The sequence below is a fragment of the Terrabacter sp. NPDC000476 genome, from assembly GCF_040300125.1.
In the GTDB taxonomy this organism is placed as follows: domain Bacteria; phylum Actinomycetota; class Actinomycetes; order Actinomycetales; family Dermatophilaceae; genus Terrabacter.
This window is the reverse complement of record NZ_JBEPDF010000004.1, coordinates 123631-147037: the sequence shown is the minus strand read 5'-3', so window position 1 is coordinate 147037 and position 23407 is coordinate 123631. Positions and strand designations below refer to the sequence as shown.

Below are 23407 nucleotides of genomic sequence, written 5' to 3'. Positions count from 1 at the left end.
GGCCCCCACTGTAGTTGGGCGGGATCGCGTATCAGCAGGCGCTGCCCGCGCCTCCGTCCATCCAGGCGGGACGAGCAGGAGGTGACCCCGTGGACGGCTTCGAGCAGGAGGCGGCGGCGACGCTGGAGACGACGACCTGTCCCGTGTGCGGGGCCGTGGCCGAGGTGACGGACCGGAGCGTGCTCGAGAGCACGGACGGCCCCGTCGAGCACGCCCGCGTGACGTGCCTCGCGCGCCACTGGTTCGTGCTCCCCCTGTCGTCGCTGACGACGACGAGCGGGGCGGGAGCACCCGGTGCCCGGCTGGCGCCGGGGGTCACTCCACCCGGACGGTGACGACGTGGATGCCGGTGGCGCCGTCGGGCGCGGGCGGGGCCTCGAGCGGCGACTGCACCTCACCTGAGGCGTCGTAGGCCCGCACCCGGATGTCGTGGCTGCCGGGCGTCGCCTGCCACTCGTAGACCCACTGGCGCCACGTGTCGGTGCTGGCGTCGACGGCGAGGCGGGCCTCGGCCCAGGGCTGCTGGTCCACCTGCACCTCGACCCTGGAGATGCCGCGGTGCTGCGCCCACGCCACGCCCGCCACCGCGACCGTGCCGGCCTTGACGACCGCACCCGCCCGCGGCACGTCGATGCGGGATGCCGTCTTGATCGGTCCCGTGGCCGACCACCCGCGCGGCGTCCAGTAGGCGACGTCGTCGGCATACGTCGTCACCTTGAGCTCGGTGACCCACTTCGTGGCCGACACGTAGCCGTAGAGCCCGGGCACGACGACCCGCACGGGGAACCCGTGCTCGAAGGGCAACGGCTCGCCGTTCATGCGGATCGCGAGGAGCGCGTTGCGGTCGTCGGTGAGCGCGCCGATCGGGGTCGAGGCGGTGAAGCCGTCGACGCTCGTCTGCAGCACCATGTCGGCGCCTGCCTTCGGCCCGGCCATCGCGAGGAGCTCGCGGACCGGCCAGCCGGTCCACACCGCGTTGCCGACGAGGTCGCCGCCGACCTCGTTCGAGACGCAGGTCAGGGTGACGAGAGCCTCGCGCATCTGCTTGCCCTGCAGGGTCTTCCAGTCGATCTCCACCTCGCGCTCGACCATGCCCGTGACCTTGAGCTTCCACTCGTTCGCGTCGATGCGCGGCACGACGATCGCCGTGTCGATGCGGTAGAAGTCGGCATTGGGCACGAGGTAGGGCGTGAGACCCGGCACGCCGAGGTCGGCGCCGGCGGGCACGGTCAGGGTGGTGCCGCGCAGCGGGACGGCCTTGAGGGCGTCGCGGGAGACGGTCGCCGCGGCCGAGTCGCCGCCGAGGCGGGTGCCGAGCCAGGCCGCGACGGCGCCGACGGCGCCCCCGACGACCCACCGGCGCGTCGGTCCGGCCGTCGACGTCGCGGCGGCGGCGGACGACGACCCCGCGCCGCTGCCCCGGCTGAGGAACCACAGGCCGACGGCGGTGCCGACGAGCGTCGGGAGCACGTCGAGCGGCGCGGCACCCGGCCGGGTCAGCACGGCGCCGGCACCGACGAGGCCCACGACCGCGAAGGCGACGAGGCCGGCCGTCAACCGGCGCCGGGCGAGCGCACCGATCGCCGCGCACGCGAGCGTCAGGACGACGACCGTGCCGACGAGGAGCGCCCGCTTGTCGTTCGTGCCGAACGTCGCGATGGCGAAGTCCTTGAGCCACGGGGGCGTCCGGTCGATGAAGGCACCGCTCACCGCCGCGATCGGCGCCGGCTGCCCGGAGCTCTGGCCGACGGAGACGAGGAAGGCCGCCGCGACCGTCGCGACGCCGACGGTGAGCAGCCCGGCCACGATCCCGTCGAGCGGACCCCACCACGCTGGTCGAGCGGGAGGCTGCGTCGGCGCGGGTCGGGTGGCCGGGCTGGTCGTGGTCATGGCCTCAGGTGCTCCTTCAGGTGTGGCACGAGTGCACGGAAGGCGAGCGCCCGGTGCGAGACGTGGTTCTTCTCCTGGGCGTCGTACTCCGCCAAGGTGCGTTCGTCGCCCGCGGGCTGGTCGGATGGGACGAAGACGGGGTCGTAGCCGAACCCCTGGGTGCCGCGGGGCGCCCGGGCCACGGCGCCCGGGAAGCGGCCGACCTCGGCCGCCGCCCGACCGTCCGGCAGGACGACCGCGGCCGCGCAGACGAACGCCGCGGCGCGGTGCTCGTCGCGCACGTCACCGAGCTGTGCCAGGAGCAGCTCCAGGTTGGCGCGGTCGCCGCCTCCCCCGGACCACCGGGCGCTGAAGATGCCGGGGGCGCCGCCGAGCACGTCGACGGTGAGGCCGGAGTCGTCGGCGAGCGCGGGCAGGCCCGTCGCGTTCGCGGCGGAAGCCGCCTTGAGGATGGCGTTCTGCTCGAAGGTGACGCCGTCCTCGACGACGTCGGGGGCATCGGGGAACTCGTCGAGGCCGACGATCTCGAGGCCGAGGTCGGAGCTGACGTCGGCGAGGATCTCGCGCAGCTCCTCGACCTTGTGGGCGTTGCGGGTCGCGAGGACGACCTTCGTCACGCCACCTCACCCCCGTCGGTGGCCGCGGCGAGCGCCGCCTGCTGGCGGCTCGTGAGGTCGGCGCAGCCCTTGGCCGCGAGGTCGAGCAGCTGGTCGAGCAGGTCACGGTCGAAGGGCTGGCCCTCGGCGGTGCCCTGAACCTCGATGAAGCGCCCGTCGCCGGTCATGACGACGTTCATGTCGGTCTCGGCCGTGGAGTCCTCGGGGTAGTCGAGGTCGAGCACCGCGCGTCCGGCGACGACCCCCACCGAGCAGGCGGCCACCGAGCCGGTGAGCGGCTGCGCCCGGGCTGCGATGAGGCCCCGCGACCGGGCGTCCTCGATGGCGTCGACGAGCGCGACGTAGGCGCCGGTGATGGCGGCCGTGCGCGTGCCGCCGTCGGCCTGCAGCACGTCGCAGTCGAGGACGATCGTGTTCTCGCCGAGGGCCTTGGTGTCGATGACGGCCCGCAGGCTGCGGCCGATGAGTCGGCTGATCTCGTGGGTGCGGCCGCCGATGCGGCCCTTGACGCTCTCACGGTCGGAGCGGGTGTTCGTCGCGCGCGGGAGCATCGCGTACTCCGCGGTCACCCAGCCGGTGCCCTTGCCCTTGAGCCAGCGGGGCACGCCCTCGGTGAAGGAGGCAGCGCAGAGCACCCGGGTGCGGCCGAACTCGACGAGGACGCTGCCCTCGGCATGGTCCAGCCAGTTGCGCGTGATCCGCACCTCGCGCGTCTGGTCGGGGGCACGTCCGTCATGTCGGTCAGTCATGCCCTTGAGGCTAACCATGTCTCCACGGTAGGCCGGAATCGCGGGGCCCGGGAACGGGCGCGCACGCCCGTCCCCGGACCGTAAGAACTCCCGCTGCTCAGTCCTGCAGCGTGTCCTGCGAGAGCCGCTCGACCTCGTCGGCGCCCAGCTCGAGCTCCACCGCCTGCACCGAGTCCTCGATGCTCTGCGGCCGCGAGGCGCCCGGGATCGGGACGACGACCGGGGCGAGGGCCAGCTCCCAGGCGAGGGCGACCTGCTGCGGGCTGACGTCGTGCGCCCGGGCCACCTCGGCGAAGGCGTCGTGCCGGCTGCCGAGGTCACCGGCCTTGCTGATCCCACCGAGCGGGCTCCAGGGCAGGAACGCGATGCCGAGCTCGGCGCACAGGTCGAGCTCGGCGCGGCTGCTGCGGAAGGCCGGCGAGAACTGGTTCTGCACCGACACCAGACGGCCGCCGAGCACCTGCTGCGCCTCTCGGATCTGGTCGGGGTTCGCGTTCGAGATGCCGGCCATCTCGATGACGCCCTCGTCGAGGAGGTCGGCCAGCGCGCCGACCGACTCGGCGTAGGGCACGTCGGGGTCGGGGCGGTGGAACTGGTAGAGGCCGATGGCGTCGCCGCCGAGGCGTCCCAGCGACGCCTTGGCTGCCTCCTTGAGGTGCTCGGGACGGCCGTCGAGGGTCCACGACCCGTCGCCGGGACGCAGGTGACCGCCCTTCGTGGCGACGAGGACCGCCCCGGCGTCGCCCGACCACGAGCCGAGCGCCGCGGCGATGAGCGACTCGTTGTGGCCGACCTCGTCGGCGTCGCGGTGGTAGGCGTCGGCCGTGTCGATGAGCGTGACGCCGGCATCGAGGGCCGCGTGGATGGTGCGGACCGAGCGCTCCCGCTCCGGTCGCCCCTCGATCGACATCGGCATGCCGCCGAGGCCGATGGCGCTGACCGTCCGTCCACCGATGGTGCGCTGCTGCATACGGGTGCCTCCTGGGTGTCGTGCGAGCTGTCGCTCGCTTCGTCGCGGGCGGTGGCGGGCCACCGCCGCGCCATGGTCCGTACCCGGGTCGTGCGGCAGCGCACCACGGAGGCGACGGCCCAACCTTGGACAAGATCCGCGGGCTCGGTGGAGTCCTCCCGGCGCGGGGTAACGATCACTCACCCGAGCCTCAGGAGCGCCGCATGGACCTCGACCGCCGCCACTTCCTCACCGCCACCGGACTGGTGGCCCTGCCCGCACTCCTGTCGAGCTGCGGCTTCGCGCCGCAGTCCTCGTCGAGCCCGTCGGGCACCGACACCCTGAGCTTCACGACGTGGGGCACGGACAGCGAGCTGGCCGGCTTCCGCACGGCCATCGCCGCCTTCCAGAAGGCCAACCCCGGCTCCACCGTGACGCTCAACGCCGTGCCGTACGCCCAGATGTTCACCAACGTCGACGCCCAGCTGCAGGCGGGCAACCCGCCGGACATCTTCCGGGTGCCCTACTACACGTTCGGCAGCTATGCCGGCCGCGGCCAGCTGCTCGACCTGACGCCGCACCTGCCCGACGCCTTCTCCGACCGGTTCACGTCCGCGGCCTGGGCGGCCGTGCAGAACGGGGGGAAGCCGTTCGGGGTGCCGCACCACACGGACACGACGGCGATCCTCTACAACAAGGACGCCCTGGCCAAGGCCGGCATCGACGCCGTGCCGACGTCGATCGAGGACGCCTGGACGTGGGCCGAGTTCGAGAAGGTGGCGCAGGCGCTGCGCCGGAGCCTCCCGACCGACCGGTACCCGTTCGCCTACAACTGGCAGGGCAACGGCGTGACCCGTTGGCTCACCTGGCTGTTCGAGTCCGACGGCCGGTTCCTCGCCGACGACCTCGTCACCCCCGCGATCGAGTCCGACGCCGGCCGACAGGCGGTCGACTTCACGAAGAGCTTCTTCCCGAAGGGCTACGTGCCGCCGAACAGCTCGGTCAAGTCGACGAAGCTCGCGGCCGACCTCTGGTACGCCCAGACCACGGCGATGAACTTCGGCGGAGCCTTCCTCATCCCGGACGCCGAGCAGACGCTCGACTTCGAGTGGGGCGCCACGTTCGCTCCGCGAAACGCCCGCTCCGCCAGCGACTTCGGCGGCAACGCCCTCGTCGCGACGGCGAAGACGGGCAAGCCCGAGCTGGCCGCCGCCTTCCTCGACTTCATGACACGCGCCGACTCGATGAAGGGCTTCTGCGAGAGCGCCTCGCTCCTGCCGACCCGCAAGGACCTCAACGCCTCGGGCATCACCTTCGCCGTGCGCCCCGAGCTCTCCCCCGTCTTCATCGGCCAGGCCGGCGCGGTCAAGGCGCAGGACTCCGGGCAGGTCGCGTCGCCGTCGATGTCGAAGATCATCACCGTGCTCAAGGACCAGCTCGAGCAGGCCTTCGTCGGCGGCCAGGACACGTCCACCACCCTCGCCGGCATGACGGCCGGGATCGCCGCGGCCACGGCCTCGTGAGGAGGCGTCGTGCGGGACTCGCGCGCGGCGAGGCGCTCACCGGCTACACGTTCGTCGCACCCAACCTCGTGCTGCTCGTCGTCTTCGTCCTCGTCCCCCTCGTCTGGGCCGTCGTCATCAGCGTCCAGCGGACGAACGGCTTCGGCTCCGGCCAGTTCGTCGGGCTCGAGAACTACACCCGGCTGGTGCGCGACCCGGTCTTCTGGCGGGCCACCGTCAACACGCTGCTCTTCACCGTCCTCGTCACCCCGCTCTCGATGGCGCTCGGCCTCGGGGTCGCCGTGCTCCTCGACTCGGTGCTGCCGGCGCGCGGGCTCTTCCGCTCGATCCTCATCCTCCCGATGGCGATCTCGGGCGTGGCGACGGCGCTCATGGGGGTGCTCGTCTTCGACCAGGACACGGGGGTCGTCGACAAGGTGCTGCGCACGCTCGGGCTCCCGGCGATCAGCTGGCAGTCGGACGGCACCGCCGCCTTCGCCTCGGTCGTGCTCGTCACCCTGTGGTGGCGCGTCGGGTTCAACATGCTCATCTACCTCGCGGGGCTGCAGGCCATCAACCCCGAGCTCTACGAGGCCGCGCGGCTCGACGGCGCGGGTGCCTGGCAGCGTTTCCGCCACCTCACGGTTCCGCTCGTCGGGCCGTCGTCGTTCTTCCTGCTCATCCTCAACGTCGTCTACTCGTTCCAGGTGTTCGACATCGTCTTCGTCATGACGGGCGGCGGCCCGCAGAACGCGACGACGGTGCTCGTCACCTACGCCTACGACAACGGCTTCGTGACCGGCGACCAGGGGTATGCCGCCGCCATCGGCATCGTGCTGCTGCTCCTCACGCTCGCCTTCACCGTCGTCCGGTGGCGCACGAGCCGCACGCGGGACCTCGTCGAATGAGGGCGTCGCGCGCCGGCTACGTCGGGCGGCTGCTCCTTGCCCTCGTCCTCGCCGCCGTCATCCTCTTCCCGCTCTACTGGATGGTCGTCGTCGCGTTCTCGACGCGCGCCGAGCTGCTCGGCGGCGACGTGCGGCTGTGGCCGCGCAGCCTGACGACCGAGAACTTCGAACGGGTCTTCTCCGCGTTCCCGGTGGCGACGTGGTTCGGCAACTCGCTCGCGATCTCGCTCGTCGTCGCCGTCATCACGGTCTCGATCAGCCTGCTCTCCGGCTACGCCTTCGCGCACCTGCGCTTCCGCGGGTCGACTCTCCTCTTCCTCGTCGCGCTCTCGACCCTGATGCTGCCCGTGCAGGTGATCATGGTGCCGCTCTTCCGCCTCGTGACCGGGGCGCAGCTCTACGGCACCTACTGGGCCGTCATCCTGCCCACGGCGGCGTCGGCGTTCGGCGTCTTCCTCTCGCGCCAGTTCATCCTCGCCATCCCGCGCGAGCTCATCGACGCCGCCCGCATCGACGGGGCCGGGCACGTGCGGGTCTTCACCCGCATCGTCCTGCCCCTGTCGAGACCGCTCATCGCCGTGCTCTTCTTCATGACGCTGCTCCAGACGTGGAACGACTTCGCGTGGCCGCTCATCGCCCTGAAGCAGAACGAGCTCTTCACGCTGCCCATCGGGCTGCTCTACCTGCAGGGGCAGTTCGGCTCCGACTACGGCGGCACGATGGCCTTCGCGCTCGTCAACGTCGGGCCGATGGTCCTGCTCTTCCTCGTCTTCCAGCGCTACTTCGTGCAGGGCTTCGCCCGCAGCGGCATCCGCTGACCCGGCGGGGGGGCCCGCACCCGGCTCAGACGCAGTGGGTCTCGTCGGGCGCGGCGAGCTCGACCTCGCCCGGCCACACCGCAGCGGCCTGCTCGCGGCACACCTCGGGGTCGTTCCAGGCCGGGATGTGCGTCAGCATGAGGCGCTGCACGCCGCCGGCCCGCACGGCTGCCTCGGCCGCGCGGCGGCCCGAGAGGTGGATGCCCGGCACGTCGTCGCGTCCGTCGACGAACGCCGAGTCGGCGAGCACGAGGTCGGCACCCGTCAGCAGGTCGTCGAGGGCCGCGCAGGTGTCGGTGTCACCGGTGTAGGCGAGCACGCGCCCACCCGCCTCGACGCGGTAGCCGTAGGCCTCCACGGGGTGCTCGACCCGGACGGGCGTGATCGTGAAGGGGCCGATGGTGACGGGCTCGCGGTCGCGCACGTCGTGGAAGTCGAAGACCCCGAGCAGGCTGTCGGCCTCGCCACCGCCGTAGGCGCGCGCCAGGTGCACGCCGCTGCCCTGCGGCCCCCAGACCGGCAGCCGGTCTCGGCCGGGGCCGCCCGGCACGTACCGCATCATGACGTAGAGGCCGCACATGTCGATGCAGTGGTCGACGTGCAGGTGGCTGAGCAGGACGGCGTCGACGGCATACGGCTGCACGTGCCGCTGGAGCGGCCCGAGCGCGCCGCTGCCGAGGTCGAGCACGATGCTCCACGTGCGCCCCTCGTGCTCGGCGCGCACGAGATAGCACGAGGCCGCCGAGTGCGGCCCCGCGAACGATCCCGAGCATCCGATGATGGTGACGTCCACGGCACCGAGCCTAGGTGCCGGCGCCGACGGCGGTCCCGGACCCGCGGGTCGGCTGCGTCACACCCGCCGGTCGTCCGCCCCGTCGCCGTCCGGGTCGTCGTCCGGGTCGTCGTCCGGGTCGTCGTCCTCGGCGTATGCCGTCGGCAGGTCGCCGAGGTCGTCGCCGAGCACCGCCTGGGTCAGCGTCTCCTGCAGCCAGGTGAGGAAGTCGTACCAGGCCATGGCGTAGCCGAGCGGGTCGTCGTCGTCGACCTCCTCCATCGCCGCGTGCAGGGCCTCGGCGTCCTCCTCGGTGCGCATCCCCATCCGCTCGCCGAGGAGCAGCCGCACGTCGGTGAGCGCCATCAGGAAGGCGGGCGCCTGGCCCTGGTCGAGCTCGACCCGGTCGCCGACGGGCACGTCGAGGGCACGCACGGCGGCGTCGAGGTTGCCGCTCTTGCGCTGGCGCAGGCCCTCCTCGGTGAGGCGCCGGAACTCGGCGGCGACCTGGTCGTCGCCCCGGTGCGCCGTCGGCAGCAGCCGGTCGAGGGCCGGGTCGCGGCGCTCGGGGTGGTCGGGTCCGTCGCTCACCGCGTCACCGGCATCCGGGACGGGCCCGATCGAGGCGGCGAGGTCGTCGAAGACGTCGCCGGTCGCCTCGATCTCCGGGGAGAGCAGCATCCGGGTCTGCTGCATCAGCCCGGAGAGCACCGTGCGCTCGGTGGCGTCGAGGTGCGCAACGAAGTGGTCGTCCTCACGCAGGAAGGCCCTGGCCATCAGGAGTCCTTCTCGAAGGTGGCCCACAGGCCGTAGCCCTGCAGGGCCTCCGCGTCGCGCTCCATCGACTCGCGCGGTCCGTTCGAGACGACGGCCCGTCCCTTGAGGTGGACGTCCATCATCAGCTTCTCGGCCTTGCTGCGGGGGTAGCCGAAGTAGGACTCGAAGACCCACGTCACGTACGTCATGAGGTTGACGGGGTCGTTCCACACGAGCGTCACCCAGGGCAGGTCGGGCGCCACGACCTTCGACTCGGAGGTCACCTCCTGCTCGACGGGTGCGAGGGAGAGCACGGCTGCAGTCACAGGGCCACCCTAGGTGCACGGGCGCCTCTGCCGCCTAGGGTGGAGGCGTGAGCCCGACGAGCCCCCACCCCGCGAGCACGGCGCTGCTGACCGACCACTACGAGCTGACGATGCTGCAGGCAGCCCTGGCGTCGGGCGAGGCGCACCGGCGCTGCGTCTTCGAGGCCTTCGCCCGGCGCCTGCCGGACGGGCGGCGCTACGGCGTCGTCGCCGGCACCGGCCGGTTCCTCGAGGCCCTCGAGAGCTTCCGCTTCGGTGACGCCGAGCTGGCGGACCTCGAGCGCGCGGACGTCGTCGACCGCCCGACGCTCGACTGGCTCGCCGACTACCGCTTCACCGGCGACGTGAGCGGCTACGCCGAGGGCGAGTGCTACTTCCCCCAGTCCCCCGTCCTCGTCGTCGAGTCCACCTTCGCGGAGGGGGTCGTGCTCGAGACGCTCGTGCTCTCGATCCTCAACCACGACACGGCGATCGCCTCGGCGGCCTCCCGCATGACGACGGCCGCGGGCGGCCGGCCGTGCATCGAGATGGGGTCGCGCCGCACGCACGAGGAGGCGGCTGTCGCCGCGGCACGGGCCGCCTACGTCGCCGGCTTCGACGCGACGAGCAACCTCGAGGCCGGACGCCGCCACGGCGTGCCGACGACGGGCACGGCCGCGCACGCCTTCACCCTCCTCTACGACTCCGAGCGCGAGGCGTTCACGGCGCAGGTGGAGGCGCTCGGGAAGGGCACGACGCTGCTCGTCGACACCTACGACGTGCATGCCGCGGTCGACCTCGCGATGGAGATCGCCGGACCCGAGCTCGGCGCGGTGCGCCTCGACTCGGGCGACCTGCTCATCCAGGCCACCGAGGTGCGCGCGCAGCTCGACGCCGCGGGCAACACCGACACCCGCATCATCGTCACCTCCGACCTCGACGAGTACGCCATCGCGGCCCTCGCCGCCGGGCCGGTCAGCGGCTACGGGGTGGGTACGGCGCTCGTGACGGGCTCGGGGTCGCCGACGGCGTCCATGGTCTACAAGCTCGTCCAGCGCGAGGACGCGTCGGGCGTCATGCGCGGCGTCGCCAAGAAGAGCAAGGACAAGACGTCGGTGGGCGGCCGCAAGTGGGCCATGCGCCGGCTCAGCAGCACCGGCGTCGCCCAGGCGGAGGTCATCGGCATCGGCGAGGTGCCGAGCAACGACGGCGACGACCGCCCGCTCATGGTCGAGCTCGTCCGGGGCGGCGAGGTCGTCGACCACCAGGACATCCACGAGGCACGGGCCCGTCACGAGGCCTCGCGCGCCGAGCTCCCCCGGGCCGCCAGGCAGCTGTCGCGTGGGGAGCCCGTCATCCCCACCGTCTACGAGGAGGACTGAGCCATGGGTGGATCCACGGTCGAACGCACGGGCAGGGCGCTGGTCGTCGTCGACGTCCAGAACGACTTCTGCGAGGGCGGGTCGCTCGCCGTGGCCGGCGGCGCGGACGTCGCCCTGCGCATCGGCGAGCACGTCTCCGCCCACCTCGCCGACTACGACCACGTCGTCGCGACGGCCGACTGGCACGTCGACCCCGGCGACCACTTCTCGACGACTCCCGACTACGTCGACTCCTGGCCGGTGCACTGCGTGGCGGACAGCGACGGCGCGGACTTCCACCCCCAGCTCGCGCCCGCCCTGCACGTCGTCGAGGCGGTGTTCCGCAAGGGCGAGCACGCCGCCGCCTACAGCGGTTTCGAGGGCCGCTCGGCCGACGACGAGCAGGTGGCCCTCGCGACGTGGCTGCGCGAGCGCGACGTGACCCGCGTCGACGTGGTCGGCATCGCGACGGACCACTGCGTGCGCGCCACGGCGCTCGACGCCCGGCGCGAGGGCTTCGAGACCGTCGTGCTGCTCGACCTCACCGCGGGCGTCGCCCGGGCGACCACCGAGGCCGCGCTCGCCCAGCTGGCCGAGGCCGGGGTGCGGCTGCTCGGCTCCCCCACCGTTCCGGCCTAGCGGATCACGGCTCGCAGGGCCGCGGCCGCGCGCTCGAGGCGCGGGCCCACGACCCGGGCGTCGAGCGGTTCGAGCGAGACGACGCCGACCGAGGCCTCGACGCAGGGCCCGGCGTCCGACGCGCCCTGCGCACCCCCCGCGCCGCCGGCGACGGCCAGCGCGAGGGCGAGGCCGTGCGCGCCGGCCTGCAGCTCCCCGTCCGTCGAGACCGGGCCGCTGCGGCCCGCGCGGCCCGCGAGGATCGCGCGCCCCGCCGCGCCCTGGTCGAGCCCGTGCCGGGCACCCGACCGGTAGGCGACGTGGACGTCGGTCCACGACGGCTCGACGACGACGAGCGCGAGCGCCTCGTCGCCCTCGGCGATCGTCAGGTGCGCGGTGGCCCCGACCGCGTCGGCCAGCTCACGCAGCACGGGGCGGGCCTCGGCGCGCACGACCGGCGTCACCGCCGACGCGAGGCGGCTGATGCCGAGGGCCAGGCGCACCCGCCCGTCCGCCGCGCGGGCGACGAGGCGGTGCTGCTCGAGCGTGGTGACGAGCCGGTAGACGACGGGACGCCCGACGCCCAGCGCGGCGGCAAGCTCGGTGATGGTCAGACCCGCGGATCCGCTTGTGGCAGCGAGCAGCTCGAGCAGACGGATGCCGCGATCGAGGGCCTGGGAGGACTCCCCTTTCGGCGCGGGCCCGGCACCGCTCATCGCGCTCAGCCCTCGGAGTGCGCGCCGCCGGAGCCGTCGCCGGAACCGGCGCCGGCCACCCCGCGGGACCACGACATCGCGTAGCGGCCGTCGTCCACGGCACGCCCGCCCTCGCCGAGCTCGAGCGGGCGGAACGTGTCGACCATGACGGCCAGCTCGTCGAAGCTCTCGACGCCGATGGACCCCTCGGTCGCGCCCGGCTGGGGGCCGTGCGGGTGCCCGCCCGGGTGCACGGAGACCGAACCCCGGCCGATCCCCGAGCCCTTGCGCGCCTCGTAGTCACCGTCGACGTAGAACATGATCTCGTCGCTGTCGACGTTCGAGTGGTAGTAGGGCACCGGGATGGCGAGCGGGTGGTAGTCGACCTTGCGCGGCACGAAGTTGCAGATGACGAAGTTCCAGCCCTCGAAGACCTGGTGCACGGGCGGCGGCTGGTGGATCCGGCCGGTGATCGGCTCGAAGTCGCGCACGTTGAAGACGTAGGGGTAGAGGCAGCCGTCCCACCCGACGACGTCGAGCGGGTGGAAGGGCAGCGTGTGGACCGTGCCCACCACCCCACCGGGGCCGTTGCCGCGGTGCTTGATGAGCACGTCGGTCTGCGCGTCGGGGCTCTCACCGACGTGCTCGGCGAGGAGCGGCCCGTCGGGCTGGCGCAGGTCACGCTCGCAGTACGGCGCGTGCTCGAGCAGCTGGCCGTACTTGCTGAGGTAGCGCTTGGGCGGAGCGATGTGGCTGTTCGCCTCGATGCAGTAGGCCCGGAGCGGGTCGGTGTCCGACGGCTCGGGGATCCAGCGGTGCGTCGTCGCCCGCGGGATGACGACGTAGTCGCCCTCGGCCACCTCGAAGGCGCCGAACACCGTCTCGACCCGCGCCCTGCCACGCTCGACGTAGACGCACTCGTCGCCGATCCCGTTGCGGTACCACGGGCTCGGCGCGCCGGCGACGACGTAGGAGATGCGGACGTCTCCGTTGCCCAGCACGAGCCGGCGCCCGGTGACGACGTCGGTGCCGTCCACGGCAGCGGCGTCGAAGAGGTCGTGCAGCTTGAGGTGGCGCGGCACGAGCGGGTGGTTCGGCGTCGTGGACTGGTCGGGCAGCTCCCACACGGCCGAGGCGATCGTCGTCGACGGGATGTTGCGGTGGTAGAGCAGCGAGCTGTCGGAGCTGAAGCCCTCCTCGCCCATCAGCTCCTCGTAGTAGAGCTCTCCGGGCGCCTCGTCGGTGGACGGTCGGCGGTGCTGCGTGTGCCGCTTCGGGGGGATGCTGCCCATCGCCTGGTAGTGCGCCATGACCGTCGCCTCTCGTGTCCGAGTGACGTCCGCTCAGCGGACGCCACTGTATCGCTATTGCCACAGTGGAGTACGCTCCCCACCATGTCAAGGACGCCCTTCGCGCCCCTCTTCGACCGCCTCGTCGACGACGCGGCCGTCTTCCCGCCGGGGCTCGCCCCGCTCGACGTGGCGGTCCGCGAGCACCTCGATCGGCGCACCGGCCCGTATGCCGCCCACGTCGGCGCGCTGCTCGTGCCGGCCTCGTCGGCCCGGGAGGTCGCCGAGCTCGCGGCCGCGGACGCCCGTACCGCCGACGCCCCGCTCGAGGTCGGGCTCGTGGCCCGGCCCGGCACGCCGACCGAGACGGTGACGGCCGCCCTCGAGGCCCTGCGCACGGACACCCGCGTCGTCGTCGTGGCGGCCGAGGTCGGCTGGTCGGACACGTGGCGCGACCTGCTCGCGGTGGAGCTGCCCGTCGTCGTCGAGGTCGGGCTCGGTGACGAGCAGGAGCGCGGGCTCGACGACGTGGCCGCGGCGGTGGACGACGAGCACGACGTCACGGTGAAGTTCCGGACCGGCGCCACCCCCTCGTGGAGCTGGCCCGACGAGGCGGCGCTGGCCGGCTTCCTCGACGCCACCGTGCTGCGCGGCCTGCCCTTCAAGCTGACCGGCGGGCTGCACCACACGGTCCGCGGCCGCCACGACGGCCAGGACGGCCACGGTCTGCTCAACGTGCTGCTCGCGACGCACGAGGCGCTGCACGGCGCGGAGGCCGACGAGCTCGCCGGCGAGCTCGCCCGACGCGACACCGAGGTGCTCGTCACCGCCGTCTCCTCGCTCGGCCCCGACGACGCCGAGCGCGTGCGCGCCAGCTTCACGGCCTACGGCTGCTGCGGCGTGCTCGACCCGCTGCGCGAGCTCGAGGCCCTGGGCCTCATCCCGTCCGTCCCCCCGAAGGAGCAGCAGCGGTGACCACCTGGCTCGACGTGCCCGACGACCACCCGTTCGGCATCGACACCCTCCCCTACGGCGTCTTCAGCACGCCGACCGACCCCACCCGCCGGGTGGGGGTCCGCATCGGCGACCTCGTCCTCGACGCCGGGGCGGTCGCCGCCGTCGGCCGCGACGCCGGGCTCGTCGGCGACGGCCCCGATCTCGCGACCGCGTGGCAGACCCCGAGCCTCAACGCGTTCCTCGCGCTCGGCCGACCGGCCTGGACGACCGCGCGGGCCTGGCTCACCGAGGTCCTGCGCGACGACGTGCACCGTGCAGGCGTCACCCCGCACCTGCACCGCCTCGAGGAGGTCGTGCTCCACCTACCGATCGAGGTCGCCGACTACGTCGACTTCTACGCGAGCGAGGACCACGCGAGCAACGTCGGCCAGATCTTCCGGCCCGACAACGCCGCGCTGCCGCCCAACTGGAAGCACCTGCCGATCGGCTACCACGGCCGTGCCGGCACCGTGGTCGTCTCGGGCACCGACGTCGTGCGGCCGACCGGCCAGCGCAAGGGACCGAACGACCCCGCCCCCGTCTTCGGGCCGAGCATCCGTCTCGACATCGAGGCCGAGCTCGGCTACGTCGTCGGCGGGGCGACGGCCCTCGGCTCCCGCGTGTCGGTCGACGAGGCCGCCGACCACCTCTTCGGCGTCGTGCTGCTCAACGACTGGAGCGCCCGCGACCTGCAGGCCTGGGAGTACGTGCCGCTCGGCCCCTTCCTCGGCAAGTCCTTCGCCACCTCGGTGTCGGCCTGGGTCACCCCGCTCGAGGCGCTCGACACCGCCCGCGTCGCGCTGCCGGGCCAGACCGACCCCGAGGTGCTGCCCTACCTGCGCGGCGACGCCTTCGGGCTCGACGTGCACGTCGAGGTGGCGCTGAACGGCACCGTGGTCTCGCGACCCGAGCACGCCGGCATGTACTGGTCACCCGCCCAGATGCTCGCGCACCTCACCGTCAACGGTGCCTCGATCCGCGACGGCGACCTCTTCGGCTCCGGCACGATCAGCGGCCCCGTCCGCGAGAGCCGCGGCAGCCTGCTCGAGCTGACGTGGAACGGCACCGAGCCGCTCCCGCTCGACGACGGCACGACCCGCGGCTTCCTCGAGGACGGCGACACGGTGACGATGACGGCCTGGGCGCCGGGCCCCGGCGGGTCCCGCATCGGGATCGCCGAGGTGACCGGCACCATCCGCCCGGCCCGCTGAGGTCGCAGGTCGCGGGCCGCGACCTGCGACCAGCGATCTGCGACCTCTGGTCAGTGCAGGACGACCGGTGCGGCCGGCGCCTCGTCGTCGAGCAGGTGCGAGCTCTCGTGCCGGCGCGGGAGGAACGCGGCCGCGACGAGGGTCGTCGCGCAGAGGATCGCCGCGATGAGGAAGGTCTTGCCGTAGACGTCGGCGAGCTCGGAGACGGCCTGGGCCAGACCCTGCGCGCCGAGCTGCTCCCTGACGGCGGGGTCGAACTGCGCCGCGAGCACGGCTCCCGCCGTCGGCGACGCGGTCAGGTAGCTCGTGAAGACGACCGAGATGACGGCGACGCCGATCGAGCTGGCGATCTGCTGGGTGATGTTGAGCAGCGTCGAGCCCCGGGCCACCTGGTGGTGCGTCAGCGTCTTGAGGGCGGAGGTCATGATCGGCATCATCGTGCCGCCCATGCCGAGCCCCATGACGAAGAGCACCGGGATGAGGTAGCCCCAGTACGACGTCTCGGCCGTCACCTGCGTCAGGGCGAACATCCCACCGGTGATGAGCAGCAGGCCGAACGGGACGATGCGCCCGACCGGGAGCTTGTCGGCGAGCGCCCCCGCCACCGGCATCGTCAGCATCGCGCCGATGCCCTGCGGCACCATGAGGTAGGCGGCGTGGAGGGGGGTCTCGCCGCGCACCTGCTGGAGGTACTGCGGCACGAGGAGCAGGCCACCGAAGAAGGCCGCGCCGAAGAGGAACATCGTGATCGTCGCGACGGTGAGGCGCCGGTTGGCGAAGAGCCGCAGGTCGAGCAGCGGGTGCGTCGGGCGGAAGCTGTAGACGACGAACGCCGCGATCATCACCAGGCCCACGAGCCCGGGCACGAGCACCTTCGCCGAGCCGACGGTGCGCTCCCCCGGGATCGAGCTGACGCCGTAGAGGAAGAGCGCGAGGCCTGGTGACATGAGGAGCATGCCGACGACGTCGAACGACTCGGACGGCTCGGGGGCGTCGGACGGCAGCGCCCAGAGCGCGTAGGCCACGGCGACGACCCCGATCGGCACGTTGATGAGGAAGATCCAGTGCCACGAGTAGTTGTCGATGAGCCATCCACCGAGGATCGGGCCGAAGATCGGGCCGAGCAGCATGGGGATGCCGAGGATAGCCATCAGCCGGCCCATCCGCGCCGGACCCGCGGCCCGCGTCATGATCGTCATGCCGAGCGGCATGAGCATGCCGCCGCCGAGACCCTGCAGCACGCGGTAGCCGATGAGCACCTCGATCGAGCCCGCCGTGGCGCAGAGCGCCGAACCGGCGGTGAAGAGGACGACGGCCATGATGTAGAGCCGCTTGGTGCCGAAGCGGTCGGCCGCCCAGCCGGTGAGCGGGATGACCGTGGCGAGCGCGAGCGTGTAGGCCGTCACCGTCCACGCCACGGTGGAGTAGAGCAGCGGCTGGCCACCCGGCTCGGCGAACTCCGTCTGGAACTTCGTCAGGGCGATGTTGACGACGGTGATGTCGAGGATCGACATGATGGCGCCGAGCACGACGACGCCGGCGATCTTGAGGACCGCCGCGTCGATGGCGTCGGGGTATTCAGGCGGGGCCGGAGCGGCGGGAGCGGTCACGGGACCTCCGAGGGGGCGAGCAGGGCGTCCGGGGCAACCCCCATTCTCGCGCCGACCACCGACAGCGGCGCAAGCGACTTTGCCGGCCCAGACCGGCCCAGACCGCGACTCAGGCCTGGTGGCGCGGCTGCTTGCCCTCGACGACCTGGGTGCCGGCGAGCTTGTCGTGCACGGCCTGCCGCTTGTCGTCCCAGAGCGGCCAGAGCCCGTCGAGGAGGGACAGGAACGGGACGAACTGGCCCAGGAGCGGCACGACCCGACGCAGCACCGCGGTGCCGATCGGCAGCGGACCGGGCCGGTCGGCTCGCCGGACGCTGATGCCGAGCACCCTCTTGCCGGGCGTCTGGCCCGTCGTCGTCCAGAAGATGAGGCAGTAGGCGGTCGTGACGAGCCACAGCACGATCGAGAACTGCAGCACCGGCCCGGCCAGGTCGCCCTGGATGGCCGTGAGCCGCGCCTGGTCGCCCGCCTCGGCGGCGTCGACGAGCTCGGCGAAGCGCGTCGAGAGGGCCGGGGTGGCGAACCACGAGACGAACCCGCCGACGATCGCGAGGATGATCCCGTCGACCACCCACGCGCCGAAGCGCTTGCCCCACGACGCGAGCTGCACGCCGTCGGCGGTGGTGCGGATGTCGTGCATCCACTGGGCGTTGGCCGGAGCCTGCTGGTAGTACTGCTGCGGCGCCTGCGGGACCCCGGCCTGCCGGGCGGGCTCGGGCCGGGTCGGCGTGGCCGCCGCCGCTCCCGTGCGGTCCACGCCCACCGACCCGCCCGCCGCGCCACCGGACGAGACCGGCCCGGCCGTCGGCGACTTGCGCGGGGCGGTGTGGTTCGTCCACGACACCCCGTCCCAGTAACGGAGCATGTCGGGGTTGCTCGGGTCGTCGTACCACCCGGAGGGCTGCTGGCTCATGGCTCAACTGTGCCATGAGCCGGCGCGACCCCGGTCCCGGCATGCCGGGACCGGGGTCGCGCGAGGAGCGGGGTCGACCCGCGCGGCCTCAGAGGTTGCCGCGCTTGTCCTGCTCACGCTCGATCGCCTCGAAGAGGGCCTTGAAGTTGCCCTTGCCGAAGCCGAGCGAGCCGTGCCGCTCGATGAGCTCGAAGAAGACCGTCGGCCGGTCGCCGAGCGGCTTCGTGAAGATCTGGAGCAGGTAGCCGTCCTCGTCGCGGTCGACGAGGATCTTGCGCTTCTGCAGCTCCTCGATCGGCACGCGCACGTTGCCGATGCGCTCGCGCAGCTCCTCGTCCTCGTAGTAGCTGTCGGGGGTGTCGAGGAACTCGACGCCGTTGGCCCGCAGCGCGTCCACCGAGGCGAGGATGTCGTTCGTCGCGACGGCGAGGTGCTGGGCGCCGGCGCCGCGGTAGAACTCGAGGTACTCGTCGATCTGGCTCTTCTTCTTGGCGATGGCCGGCTCGTTGAGCGGGAACTTCACCCGGTGGTTGCCGTTCGCGACGACCTTGCTCATGAGGGCGGAGTAGTCGGTGGCGATGTCGTCGCCGATGAACTCGGCCATGTTCACGAAGCCCATGACTCGGTTGTAGAAGGAGACCCACTCGTCCATGTGGCCGAGCTCGACGTTGCCGACGATGTGGTCGAGCGCCTGGAAGAGGCGCTTGGGCTGGCCGTCGCGCTTCTCGTGGGTCGAGGCCGCCGGCTGGTAGCCCGGGAGGTACGGACCGGCATACGTCTGCCCGTCGACCTGGCGCTGCACGAGGGTGTGGCGGGTCTCGCCGTAGGTGGCGATGGCGGCCGTGCGCACGGTGCCGAACTCGTCGGTGTGGTTCGTCGGCTCCTCGAGCACCGTCGCGCCGGCCCTGACGGCCTGCGCGATGCACTTGTCGACGTCGGGCACCTCGAGCGCGATGTCGACGACGCCGTCGCCGTGGCGGCGGTGGTGGTCGGCGAGCGGGCTGTCGGGGTCGACGGCGCCCTTGACGACGAAGCGGATCGAGCCGCTCTTGAGCACGAACGCCTTGTGGTCGCGGTTGCCGTTCTCGGGCCCGGAGTAGGCGACGAGCTCCATGCCCCACGCGCTCTGGTAGTAGTGCGCGCTCTGCGTGGCGTTGCCCGCGACGAAGACGATGGCGTCCCACCCGGTCACGGGGAAGACGTCGGCGTTCTCGTCGTACTCGACGAGGCCGACGAGCTGCTTGAGCTGGTTGAGGTCGAGGTCGGCCTCGCGCTCCTGGTCGGTGAGTTCGGCGGCCGGGGTCCGCATCGTGTCGGTCATGGTGCGAGGGTGGCCGAGCCGGTGCGGGTGTGCAACACCACGCGCTAGCGCTGGGCAGCGTGCACAATGTGTTGCCCGTATGCGGGGTGGTGCTGGACACTCTGTCCATGTCCTCGCCCCCGTCCCCCGCGGCCCGCGCGCCCGTCGACCCGCTCGACTGCCGGATCCTGCTGCTGCTGCTCACGGAGCCGGGCATCGGCGTGCTCGGTGCGTCCCGGCGCCTCGGCGTGGCCCGCGGCACCGTGCAGGCCCGGCTCGAGCGGCTGCAGCGCACGGGCGTGCTGCGCTCGATGGCGCCCGACGTCGACCCGGCCGCGCTCGGCTACCCCGTCACGGCCTTCTGCACGCTGGAGATCCGCCAGGGCCGGGGCGGGCACTCCCCCGTCGTCGACCACCTCGCCGCGATCCCCGAGGTGCTCGAGGCGCACACCATCACCGGCTCCGGCGACGTGCTCATCCGCATCGTCGGGCGCGACAACGCCGACCTCCAGCGCGTCATCGACCGCGTCGTCGACGACGCCCACGTGACCCGCGCGTCGACGGTCATCTCGCTCGCGACCCGGATCGACCACCGCACCGTCCCGCTCGTCGAGCACCTCCTCGAGGACCCGCCCTGACGGGGTAGGAACGCACCACCGCGCCGACCCGGTCGCCCACCCGCCCCGTCCCACCCGCCGACCCTCAGGAGCCCACCGTGACCGCGAACCCCTACACGCCCCGCCCCGACGTCGAGCTGACCCACCCCGAGTGGACCCGCAGCGCGACGATCTACCAGATCAACCAGCGCCACTTCACGCCCGAGGGCACCTTCCGCGCCGCCGAGGCGCACCTGCCTCGGCTGCGCGACCTCGGCATCGACGTCGTCTGGCTGATGCCCGTGCACCCGATCGGCGAGCAGAACCGCAAGGGCGGCCTCGGCAGCCCGTACGCCGTCAAGGACTACCTCGCCGTCAACCCCGAGTTCGGCACCCTCGAGGACCTGCGCCACTTCGTCGACACCGCGCACGACCTCGGCCTGCACGTCATCCTCGACTGGGTGGCCAACCACACGGCGTGGGACAACCACCTCGTGCAGGAGCACCCCGAGTGGTACGCACGGGACTGGAAGGGAGACTTCCGCCCGACCCCGTGGTGGGACTGGGACGACATCATCGACCTCGACTACGGCAACGAGGAGCTGCGCCGCTACATGACCGAGGCGATGGCGTACTGGGTGCGGGAGGTGGGCGTCGACGGCTACCGCTGCGACGTGGCGGGCTTCGTCCCGCTCGACTTCTGGGACAACGTGCGGCGCGAGCTCGACGCGATCAAGCCGGTCTTCATGCTCGCCGAGTGGGAGTCACGCGACCTGCACACCCGCGCCTTCGACATGACCTACGGCTGGAGCTGGAACGACACCCTGCACAAGATCGCGCACGGCAAGGCGGACGTCGAGGCGCTCAAGGTCTACTACGCGTGGAACGACCGCTTCTACCAGCGCGACGCCTACCGGATGCTCTTCGTCAGCAACCACGACAAGAACGCGTGGGAGGGCACGGAGTACGAGCAGTTCGGTGACGCCCTCGTGCCGGCCATCGTGCTCTCCGTCGTCGGCGAGGGCGTGCCGCTCGTCTACAACGGCCAGGAGGCGGGCAGCGACCGCCGCCTCGTCTTCTTCGAGAAGGACGAGATCGAGTGGCGCGAGGACGAGCAGGGCGAGCTCTACCGCCGGCTGTTCGCCCTGAAGAAGGCGCACCCCGCGCTGTGGAACGGCGCGGCCGGCGGGCGCATGGTGCGGGTGCCGAACACGGCCGAGGACGCCGTGCTGGCCTTCGTGCGCGCCCAGGGCGACGACCGGGTCTTCGCCGCGTTCAACTTCTCCGCGCAGGAGCAGACGGTCACCCTGGGCGACGGACCACAGGCCGGGGCCTGGCGCGACGCCTTCACCGGCGAGCCGGTCGAGCTCGCCGTGGGCCAGCAGCACACCCTGCCTGCGTGGGGACACCAGGTGCTCGTCTCGGCTTGAATCCCGCTCCAGCCAACAAAATCCGGAAAACCGTCCGCAATCCCGGGACGGGGCGGGGGTGGATCGAGCAGGATGAGAACGCGTACCCGTCGGAGCTCCCCTGTCCCGACGGGTGCGTTGCGTGTGCCGACGTTCCTCCCACCTCCCGACCGTCGGCCGAAAGGCGGAGCGCCCCGCCGTCCTCCCACCCAGGCGGGGCGCTCCGATCCACGTGACCGGTCAGCCGGTGACCGTGATCGGGCTCCCGTTGCTGACGAGCTTCCAGTCGAGGCTCGAGAACAGCGCCGGGTCGATGACCTGGTTCGCGGTGGCCCAGTCGATGAGCAGCTGGCGGATCTCGATCTGGCGGTTGTAGACGACGGGCGCCGTCACGACGCCAGGGAAGTTGCCGCCGCCCGACTGCCGGTAGTTGTTGATCGCCACGACGAACCGCGCGTCCGCGGCGACCGGGGCACCGTCGTAGGCGAGACCGACGATGCGCGAGCCGACCGGCTCGGCGATGTCGACGTCGTAGGTGAGGTCGGCGTCGAGCCCGCCCATGATGTCGTAGTTGTAGTCGGGCGTGCCGTTCGCGTTGGTGATGGCGCTCGCCGCGAAGGGTCCCGTGCCGGTCACCTGCTGGTAGTAGCCCGCGCTCTTCTCGAGGTAGTCCTTGACCTGCGCGCCGGTGAGCACGATGCCGAGGAGCGTGTTGTCGTAGATGTAGAGGCCGGCGACGTCGCGGATCGTCACCTCGCCCTCGGGGATCGAGGCGAGCGCGTTGAACGGCGCGGCGATCGACAGGACGGGAAGGTCGGCCTCCGCCGTGCCCACCAGGCCCTTCTTCACCGCGTCGGCCTGGACGTAGTTGATGAAGTCGATGGCCGGGGTGTCCTCGTAGCGCGAGGTCGCCGCCGACATCGCCTGCGTCGACGTGCCGATGACGCCGTTGACGTAGCCGAGCACCGTGGCGTGCGCCTTGGCCACGGCGCGCGTGACCGCGGGGTCCTCCGGCACGGCGTTCGCGTTCCACAGCTGCCCGGCGCTGTCGACGACCTGCCACTGGCCGCGCACCTTCTTCAGCGTCAGCGTCATCTCCGCCACCCGCATGCCCCAGTAGAGCGGCTCGCAGAGCAGCACCTGCTTGCCCGTCTTCTTGTTCGCGACCTTGGTGAGCACCTCGACGTGCGCATGGCCCACGAGGATGGCGTCGATGCCCGGCACCTCCTCGGCGAGGATCGTGCTCGCGTTCTCGACGTAGGGCAGCGCGTCGCCCCACGACGACTGGCCGTTGGTGCCCGAGTGGGCCGAGACGACGACGACGTCGGCGCCCGCGGCCCGGAGGCGCGGGACGAAGACCTTCGCCTGCTCGACGATGCCCGGGAAGGTGAGCCGCCCCTCGACGTTCGCCTTGTCCCAGATCGCGACTCCGGGCGTCACGAGCCCGAGGATGCCGACCTTGACCGGCTTGTGGCCGTGCACCTTGACGGTCTTGATGACCCAGGGCCGGAACGCGGGCGCGCCCGTGCGCGCGTCGACCGTGTTGGCCGAGAGGAGCGGGAAGCGCAGCTGCTTCTCGAAGGCCCGCAGCGTGTCAATGCCGTAGTTGAACTCGTGGTTGCCGAGCGCGGCGGCGTCGTAGCCCACGGCGTTCATCGCGGCCGCCATCGGGTGCGTGGAGCCGCCCGTGATCGGGTCGATCTTCGCGTAGTAGTACGCGAGCGGCGTGCCCTGGATCGTGTCGCCGGCGTCGAGGGTCAGGCTCGAGCCCCGGGCCAGCTCGGCGCGGCGCATCTTGATGATGGAGGACGCCTTCGCGAGACCGATGTCGTTGTTCTTCGCGTCGGTGTACTCCGCGTTCTTGAAGTAGTCCCAGTTGAGCACGTTGCCGTGCAGGTCGGTCGTGCCGAGCACCGTGACCGCGACGGTGCCGTCGTGGTCGTGGTCGTGGTCGTGGTCGCCAAGACCCGTCGCCGAGGCGGAGCCGGCGCCCGCCACGGCGGCGACACCGACGCCGCCGACGGCGGCCATCGAGAGCAGCTGGCGCCGCGTGGCGGCGTTGGAGAGGAAGTCAGGGGTGGAGGTCATGACGCCAGAGGCTAGCGGGACGAACCGACACCAAAGGGTTCCCCGGTCGACCGAT

The 23407-nt window shown here is 72.1% G+C and carries 23 protein-coding genes; 10 read left to right on the top strand and 13 right to left on the bottom strand.

The annotated features are described in order from the left end of the window. The first annotated feature begins 89 nt into the window (after positions 1–89). The gene (locus ABT295_RS19550; protein ID WP_352396081.1) at positions 90–335 is read left to right on the top strand and encodes a hypothetical protein; all 246 of its coding nucleotides are present in this window, start codon (positions 90–92) and stop codon (positions 333–335) included. Here ABT295_RS19550 and ABT295_RS19545 read toward each other — a convergent pair. From ABT295_RS19545 to ABT295_RS19530, 4 genes are all read right to left on the bottom strand, one after another. Further along, positions 316–1890: a molybdopterin-dependent oxidoreductase gene (locus ABT295_RS19545; RefSeq protein WP_352396080.1), complete on the bottom strand. Its 1575-nt coding sequence runs from the start codon at positions 1888–1890 to the stop codon at positions 316–318. The genes ABT295_RS19550 and ABT295_RS19545 overlap by 20 nt on opposite strands. Beyond that, the gene (gene rdgB / locus ABT295_RS19540; protein WP_352396079.1) at positions 1887–2507 is read right to left on the bottom strand and encodes an RdgB/HAM1 family non-canonical purine NTP pyrophosphatase; all 621 of its coding nucleotides are present in this window, start codon (positions 2505–2507) and stop codon (positions 1887–1889) included. Before rdgB ends, ABT295_RS19545 begins: the two co-directional genes overlap by 4 nt. Beyond that, positions 2504–3256, bottom strand: a complete 753-nt coding sequence (gene rph / locus ABT295_RS19535) for a ribonuclease PH (protein WP_352396078.1) — start codon at positions 3254–3256, stop codon at positions 2504–2506. The genes rdgB and rph overlap by 4 nt, the downstream gene beginning before the upstream one ends. Before the next feature lie 97 nt (positions 3257–3353). Then, complete coding sequence (locus tag ABT295_RS19530) at positions 3354–4226, bottom strand: aldo/keto reductase (protein ID WP_352396077.1); 873 nt, start codon at positions 4224–4226, stop codon at positions 3354–3356. Positions 4227–4429: 203 nt separating this feature from the next. Here ABT295_RS19530 and ABT295_RS19525 point away from each other — a divergent pair, with 203 nt between their 5' ends. From ABT295_RS19525 to ABT295_RS19515, 3 genes are read left to right on the top strand one after another with little or no spacing between them, the layout of a single operon-like run. Further along, complete coding sequence (locus tag ABT295_RS19525; protein WP_352396076.1) at positions 4430–5728, top strand: ABC transporter substrate-binding protein; 1299 nt, start codon at positions 4430–4432, stop codon at positions 5726–5728. After that, complete coding sequence (locus ABT295_RS19520) at positions 5725–6615, top strand: carbohydrate ABC transporter permease (RefSeq protein ID WP_352396075.1); 891 nt, start codon at positions 5725–5727, stop codon at positions 6613–6615. Before ABT295_RS19525 ends, ABT295_RS19520 begins: the two co-directional genes overlap by 4 nt. Further along, positions 6612–7433, top strand: coding sequence for a carbohydrate ABC transporter permease (locus ABT295_RS19515; RefSeq protein WP_352396074.1), 822 nt, complete (start codon positions 6612–6614; stop codon positions 7431–7433). The genes ABT295_RS19520 and ABT295_RS19515 overlap by 4 nt, the downstream gene beginning before the upstream one ends. 25 nt (positions 7434–7458) lie before the next feature. Here the strand turns inward: ABT295_RS19515 and ABT295_RS19510 are convergent, their stop codons facing one another. Genes ABT295_RS19510 through clpS form a run of 3 tightly spaced genes read right to left on the bottom strand, consistent with a single transcriptional unit; the run spans position 7459 to position 9287 of the window. After that, positions 7459–8226: an MBL fold metallo-hydrolase gene (locus ABT295_RS19510; protein WP_352396073.1), complete on the bottom strand. Its 768-nt coding sequence runs from the start codon at positions 8224–8226 to the stop codon at positions 7459–7461. A gap of 57 nt (positions 8227–8283) precedes the next feature. Next, the gene (locus ABT295_RS19505; RefSeq protein ID WP_352396072.1) at positions 8284–8982 is read right to left on the bottom strand and encodes a DUF2017 domain-containing protein; all 699 of its coding nucleotides are present in this window, start codon (positions 8980–8982) and stop codon (positions 8284–8286) included. Then, positions 8982–9287: an ATP-dependent Clp protease adapter ClpS gene (gene clpS, locus ABT295_RS19500; protein ID WP_352396071.1), complete on the bottom strand. Its 306-nt coding sequence runs from the start codon at positions 9285–9287 to the stop codon at positions 8982–8984. The genes ABT295_RS19505 and clpS overlap by 1 nt, the downstream gene beginning before the upstream one ends. Positions 9288–9334: 47 nt before the next feature. On the opposite strand from clpS, the gene ABT295_RS19495 reads away from it, so the two are divergent. Both ABT295_RS19495 and ABT295_RS19490 read left to right on the top strand, forming a co-directional pair. Continuing rightward, positions 9335–10648, top strand: coding sequence for a nicotinate phosphoribosyltransferase (locus tag ABT295_RS19495; protein ID WP_352396070.1), 1314 nt, complete (start codon positions 9335–9337; stop codon positions 10646–10648). Between the two features lie 3 nt (positions 10649–10651). After that, on the top strand, positions 10652–11266 hold the full coding sequence (locus tag ABT295_RS19490) for an isochorismatase family protein (protein ID WP_352396069.1): 615 nt from the start codon (positions 10652–10654) through the stop codon (positions 11264–11266). Here ABT295_RS19490 and ABT295_RS19485 read toward each other — a convergent pair. Both ABT295_RS19485 and ABT295_RS19480 read right to left on the bottom strand, forming a co-directional pair. Further along, the gene (locus ABT295_RS19485) at positions 11263–11961 is read right to left on the bottom strand and encodes an IclR family transcriptional regulator (protein ID WP_352396068.1); all 699 of its coding nucleotides are present in this window, start codon (positions 11959–11961) and stop codon (positions 11263–11265) included. The two genes, ABT295_RS19490 and ABT295_RS19485, sit on opposite strands and share 4 nt — an antisense overlap. Before the next feature lie 5 nt (positions 11962–11966). Next, positions 11967–13250 (bottom strand): homogentisate 1,2-dioxygenase, encoded by a 1284-nt coding sequence (locus ABT295_RS19480; protein WP_352396067.1) that lies wholly within the window; start codon positions 13248–13250, stop codon positions 11967–11969. Between the two features lie 84 nt (positions 13251–13334). Here ABT295_RS19480 and ABT295_RS19475 point away from each other — a divergent pair, with 84 nt between their 5' ends. Both ABT295_RS19475 and fahA read left to right on the top strand, forming a co-directional pair. After that, entirely contained in the window at positions 13335–14204 is an 870-nt protein-coding gene (locus tag ABT295_RS19475) for a hypothetical protein (protein WP_352396066.1), read from the top strand. Then, on the top strand, positions 14201–15436 hold the full coding sequence (fahA, locus tag ABT295_RS19470) for a fumarylacetoacetase (RefSeq protein WP_352396065.1): 1236 nt from the start codon (positions 14201–14203) through the stop codon (positions 15434–15436). The genes ABT295_RS19475 and fahA overlap by 4 nt, the downstream gene beginning before the upstream one ends. Positions 15437–15486: 50 nt before the next feature. Here the strand turns inward: fahA and ABT295_RS19465 are convergent, their stop codons facing one another. The 3 genes from ABT295_RS19465 to hppD all read right to left on the bottom strand — a co-directional run bounded on the left by ABT295_RS19465 (position 15487) and on the right by hppD (position 19280). After that, complete coding sequence (locus tag ABT295_RS19465; protein WP_352396064.1) at positions 15487–17046, bottom strand: DHA2 family efflux MFS transporter permease subunit; 1560 nt, start codon at positions 17044–17046, stop codon at positions 15487–15489. Between the two features lie 109 nt (positions 17047–17155). Next, a complete protein-coding gene (locus ABT295_RS19460; RefSeq protein ID WP_352396063.1) occupies positions 17156–17959 on the bottom strand; it encodes an RDD family protein in 804 nt (267 codons plus the stop codon). Between the two features lie 88 nt (positions 17960–18047). Further along, the gene (gene hppD, locus ABT295_RS19455; protein ID WP_352396062.1) at positions 18048–19280 is read right to left on the bottom strand and encodes a 4-hydroxyphenylpyruvate dioxygenase; all 1233 of its coding nucleotides are present in this window, start codon (positions 19278–19280) and stop codon (positions 18048–18050) included. 107 nt (positions 19281–19387) lie between these two features. On the opposite strand from hppD, the gene ABT295_RS19450 reads away from it, so the two are divergent. After that, the gene (locus tag ABT295_RS19450; protein ID WP_352396061.1) at positions 19388–19897 is read left to right on the top strand and encodes an Lrp/AsnC family transcriptional regulator; all 510 of its coding nucleotides are present in this window, start codon (positions 19388–19390) and stop codon (positions 19895–19897) included. A gap of 77 nt (positions 19898–19974) precedes the next feature. Further along, positions 19975–21285, top strand: coding sequence for an alpha-amylase family glycosyl hydrolase (locus ABT295_RS19445; protein WP_352396060.1), 1311 nt, complete (start codon positions 19975–19977; stop codon positions 21283–21285). Positions 21286–21504: 219 nt separating this feature from the next. Here the strand turns inward: ABT295_RS19445 and ABT295_RS19440 are convergent, their stop codons facing one another. Continuing rightward, complete coding sequence (locus tag ABT295_RS19440) at positions 21505–23352, bottom strand: bifunctional metallophosphatase/5'-nucleotidase (protein WP_352396059.1); 1848 nt, start codon at positions 23350–23352, stop codon at positions 21505–21507. Positions 23353–23407 lie beyond the last annotated feature (55 nt).

Excerpts from the sequence above, each read along its gene's own strand:
- ABT295_RS19545 (WP_352396080.1), bottom strand. The coding sequence starts at position 1,890 with ATGACCACGACCAGCCCGGCCACCCGACCCGCGCCGACGCAGCCTCCC.
- rph (WP_352396078.1), bottom strand. The coding sequence starts at position 3,256 with ATGACTGACCGACATGACGGACGTGCCCCCGACCAGACGCGCGAGGTG.
- ABT295_RS19530 (WP_352396077.1), bottom strand. The coding sequence starts at position 4,226 with ATGCAGCAGCGCACCATCGGTGGACGGACGGTCAGCGCCATCGGCCTC.
- ABT295_RS19525 (WP_352396076.1), top strand. The coding sequence starts at position 4,430 with ATGGACCTCGACCGCCGCCACTTCCTCACCGCCACCGGACTGGTGGCC.
- ABT295_RS19515 (WP_352396074.1), top strand. The coding sequence starts at position 6,612 with ATGAGGGCGTCGCGCGCCGGCTACGTCGGGCGGCTGCTCCTTGCCCTC.
- ABT295_RS19505 (WP_352396072.1), bottom strand. The coding sequence starts at position 8,982 with ATGGCCAGGGCCTTCCTGCGTGAGGACGACCACTTCGTTGCGCACCTC.
- ABT295_RS19490 (WP_352396069.1), top strand. The coding sequence starts at position 10,652 with ATGGGTGGATCCACGGTCGAACGCACGGGCAGGGCGCTGGTCGTCGTC.
- ABT295_RS19485 (WP_352396068.1), bottom strand. The coding sequence starts at position 11,961 with ATGAGCGGTGCCGGGCCCGCGCCGAAAGGGGAGTCCTCCCAGGCCCTC.
- ABT295_RS19480 (WP_352396067.1), bottom strand. The coding sequence starts at position 13,250 with ATGGCGCACTACCAGGCGATGGGCAGCATCCCCCCGAAGCGGCACACG.
- ABT295_RS19475 (WP_352396066.1), top strand. The coding sequence starts at position 13,335 with ATGTCAAGGACGCCCTTCGCGCCCCTCTTCGACCGCCTCGTCGACGAC.
- ABT295_RS19460 (WP_352396063.1), bottom strand. The coding sequence starts at position 17,959 with ATGAGCCAGCAGCCCTCCGGGTGGTACGACGACCCGAGCAACCCCGAC.
- hppD (WP_352396062.1), bottom strand. The coding sequence starts at position 19,280 with ATGACCGACACGATGCGGACCCCGGCCGCCGAACTCACCGACCAGGAG.
- ABT295_RS19450 (WP_352396061.1), top strand. The coding sequence starts at position 19,388 with ATGTCCTCGCCCCCGTCCCCCGCGGCCCGCGCGCCCGTCGACCCGCTC.
- ABT295_RS19440 (WP_352396059.1), bottom strand. The coding sequence starts at position 23,352 with ATGACCTCCACCCCTGACTTCCTCTCCAACGCCGCCACGCGGCGCCAG.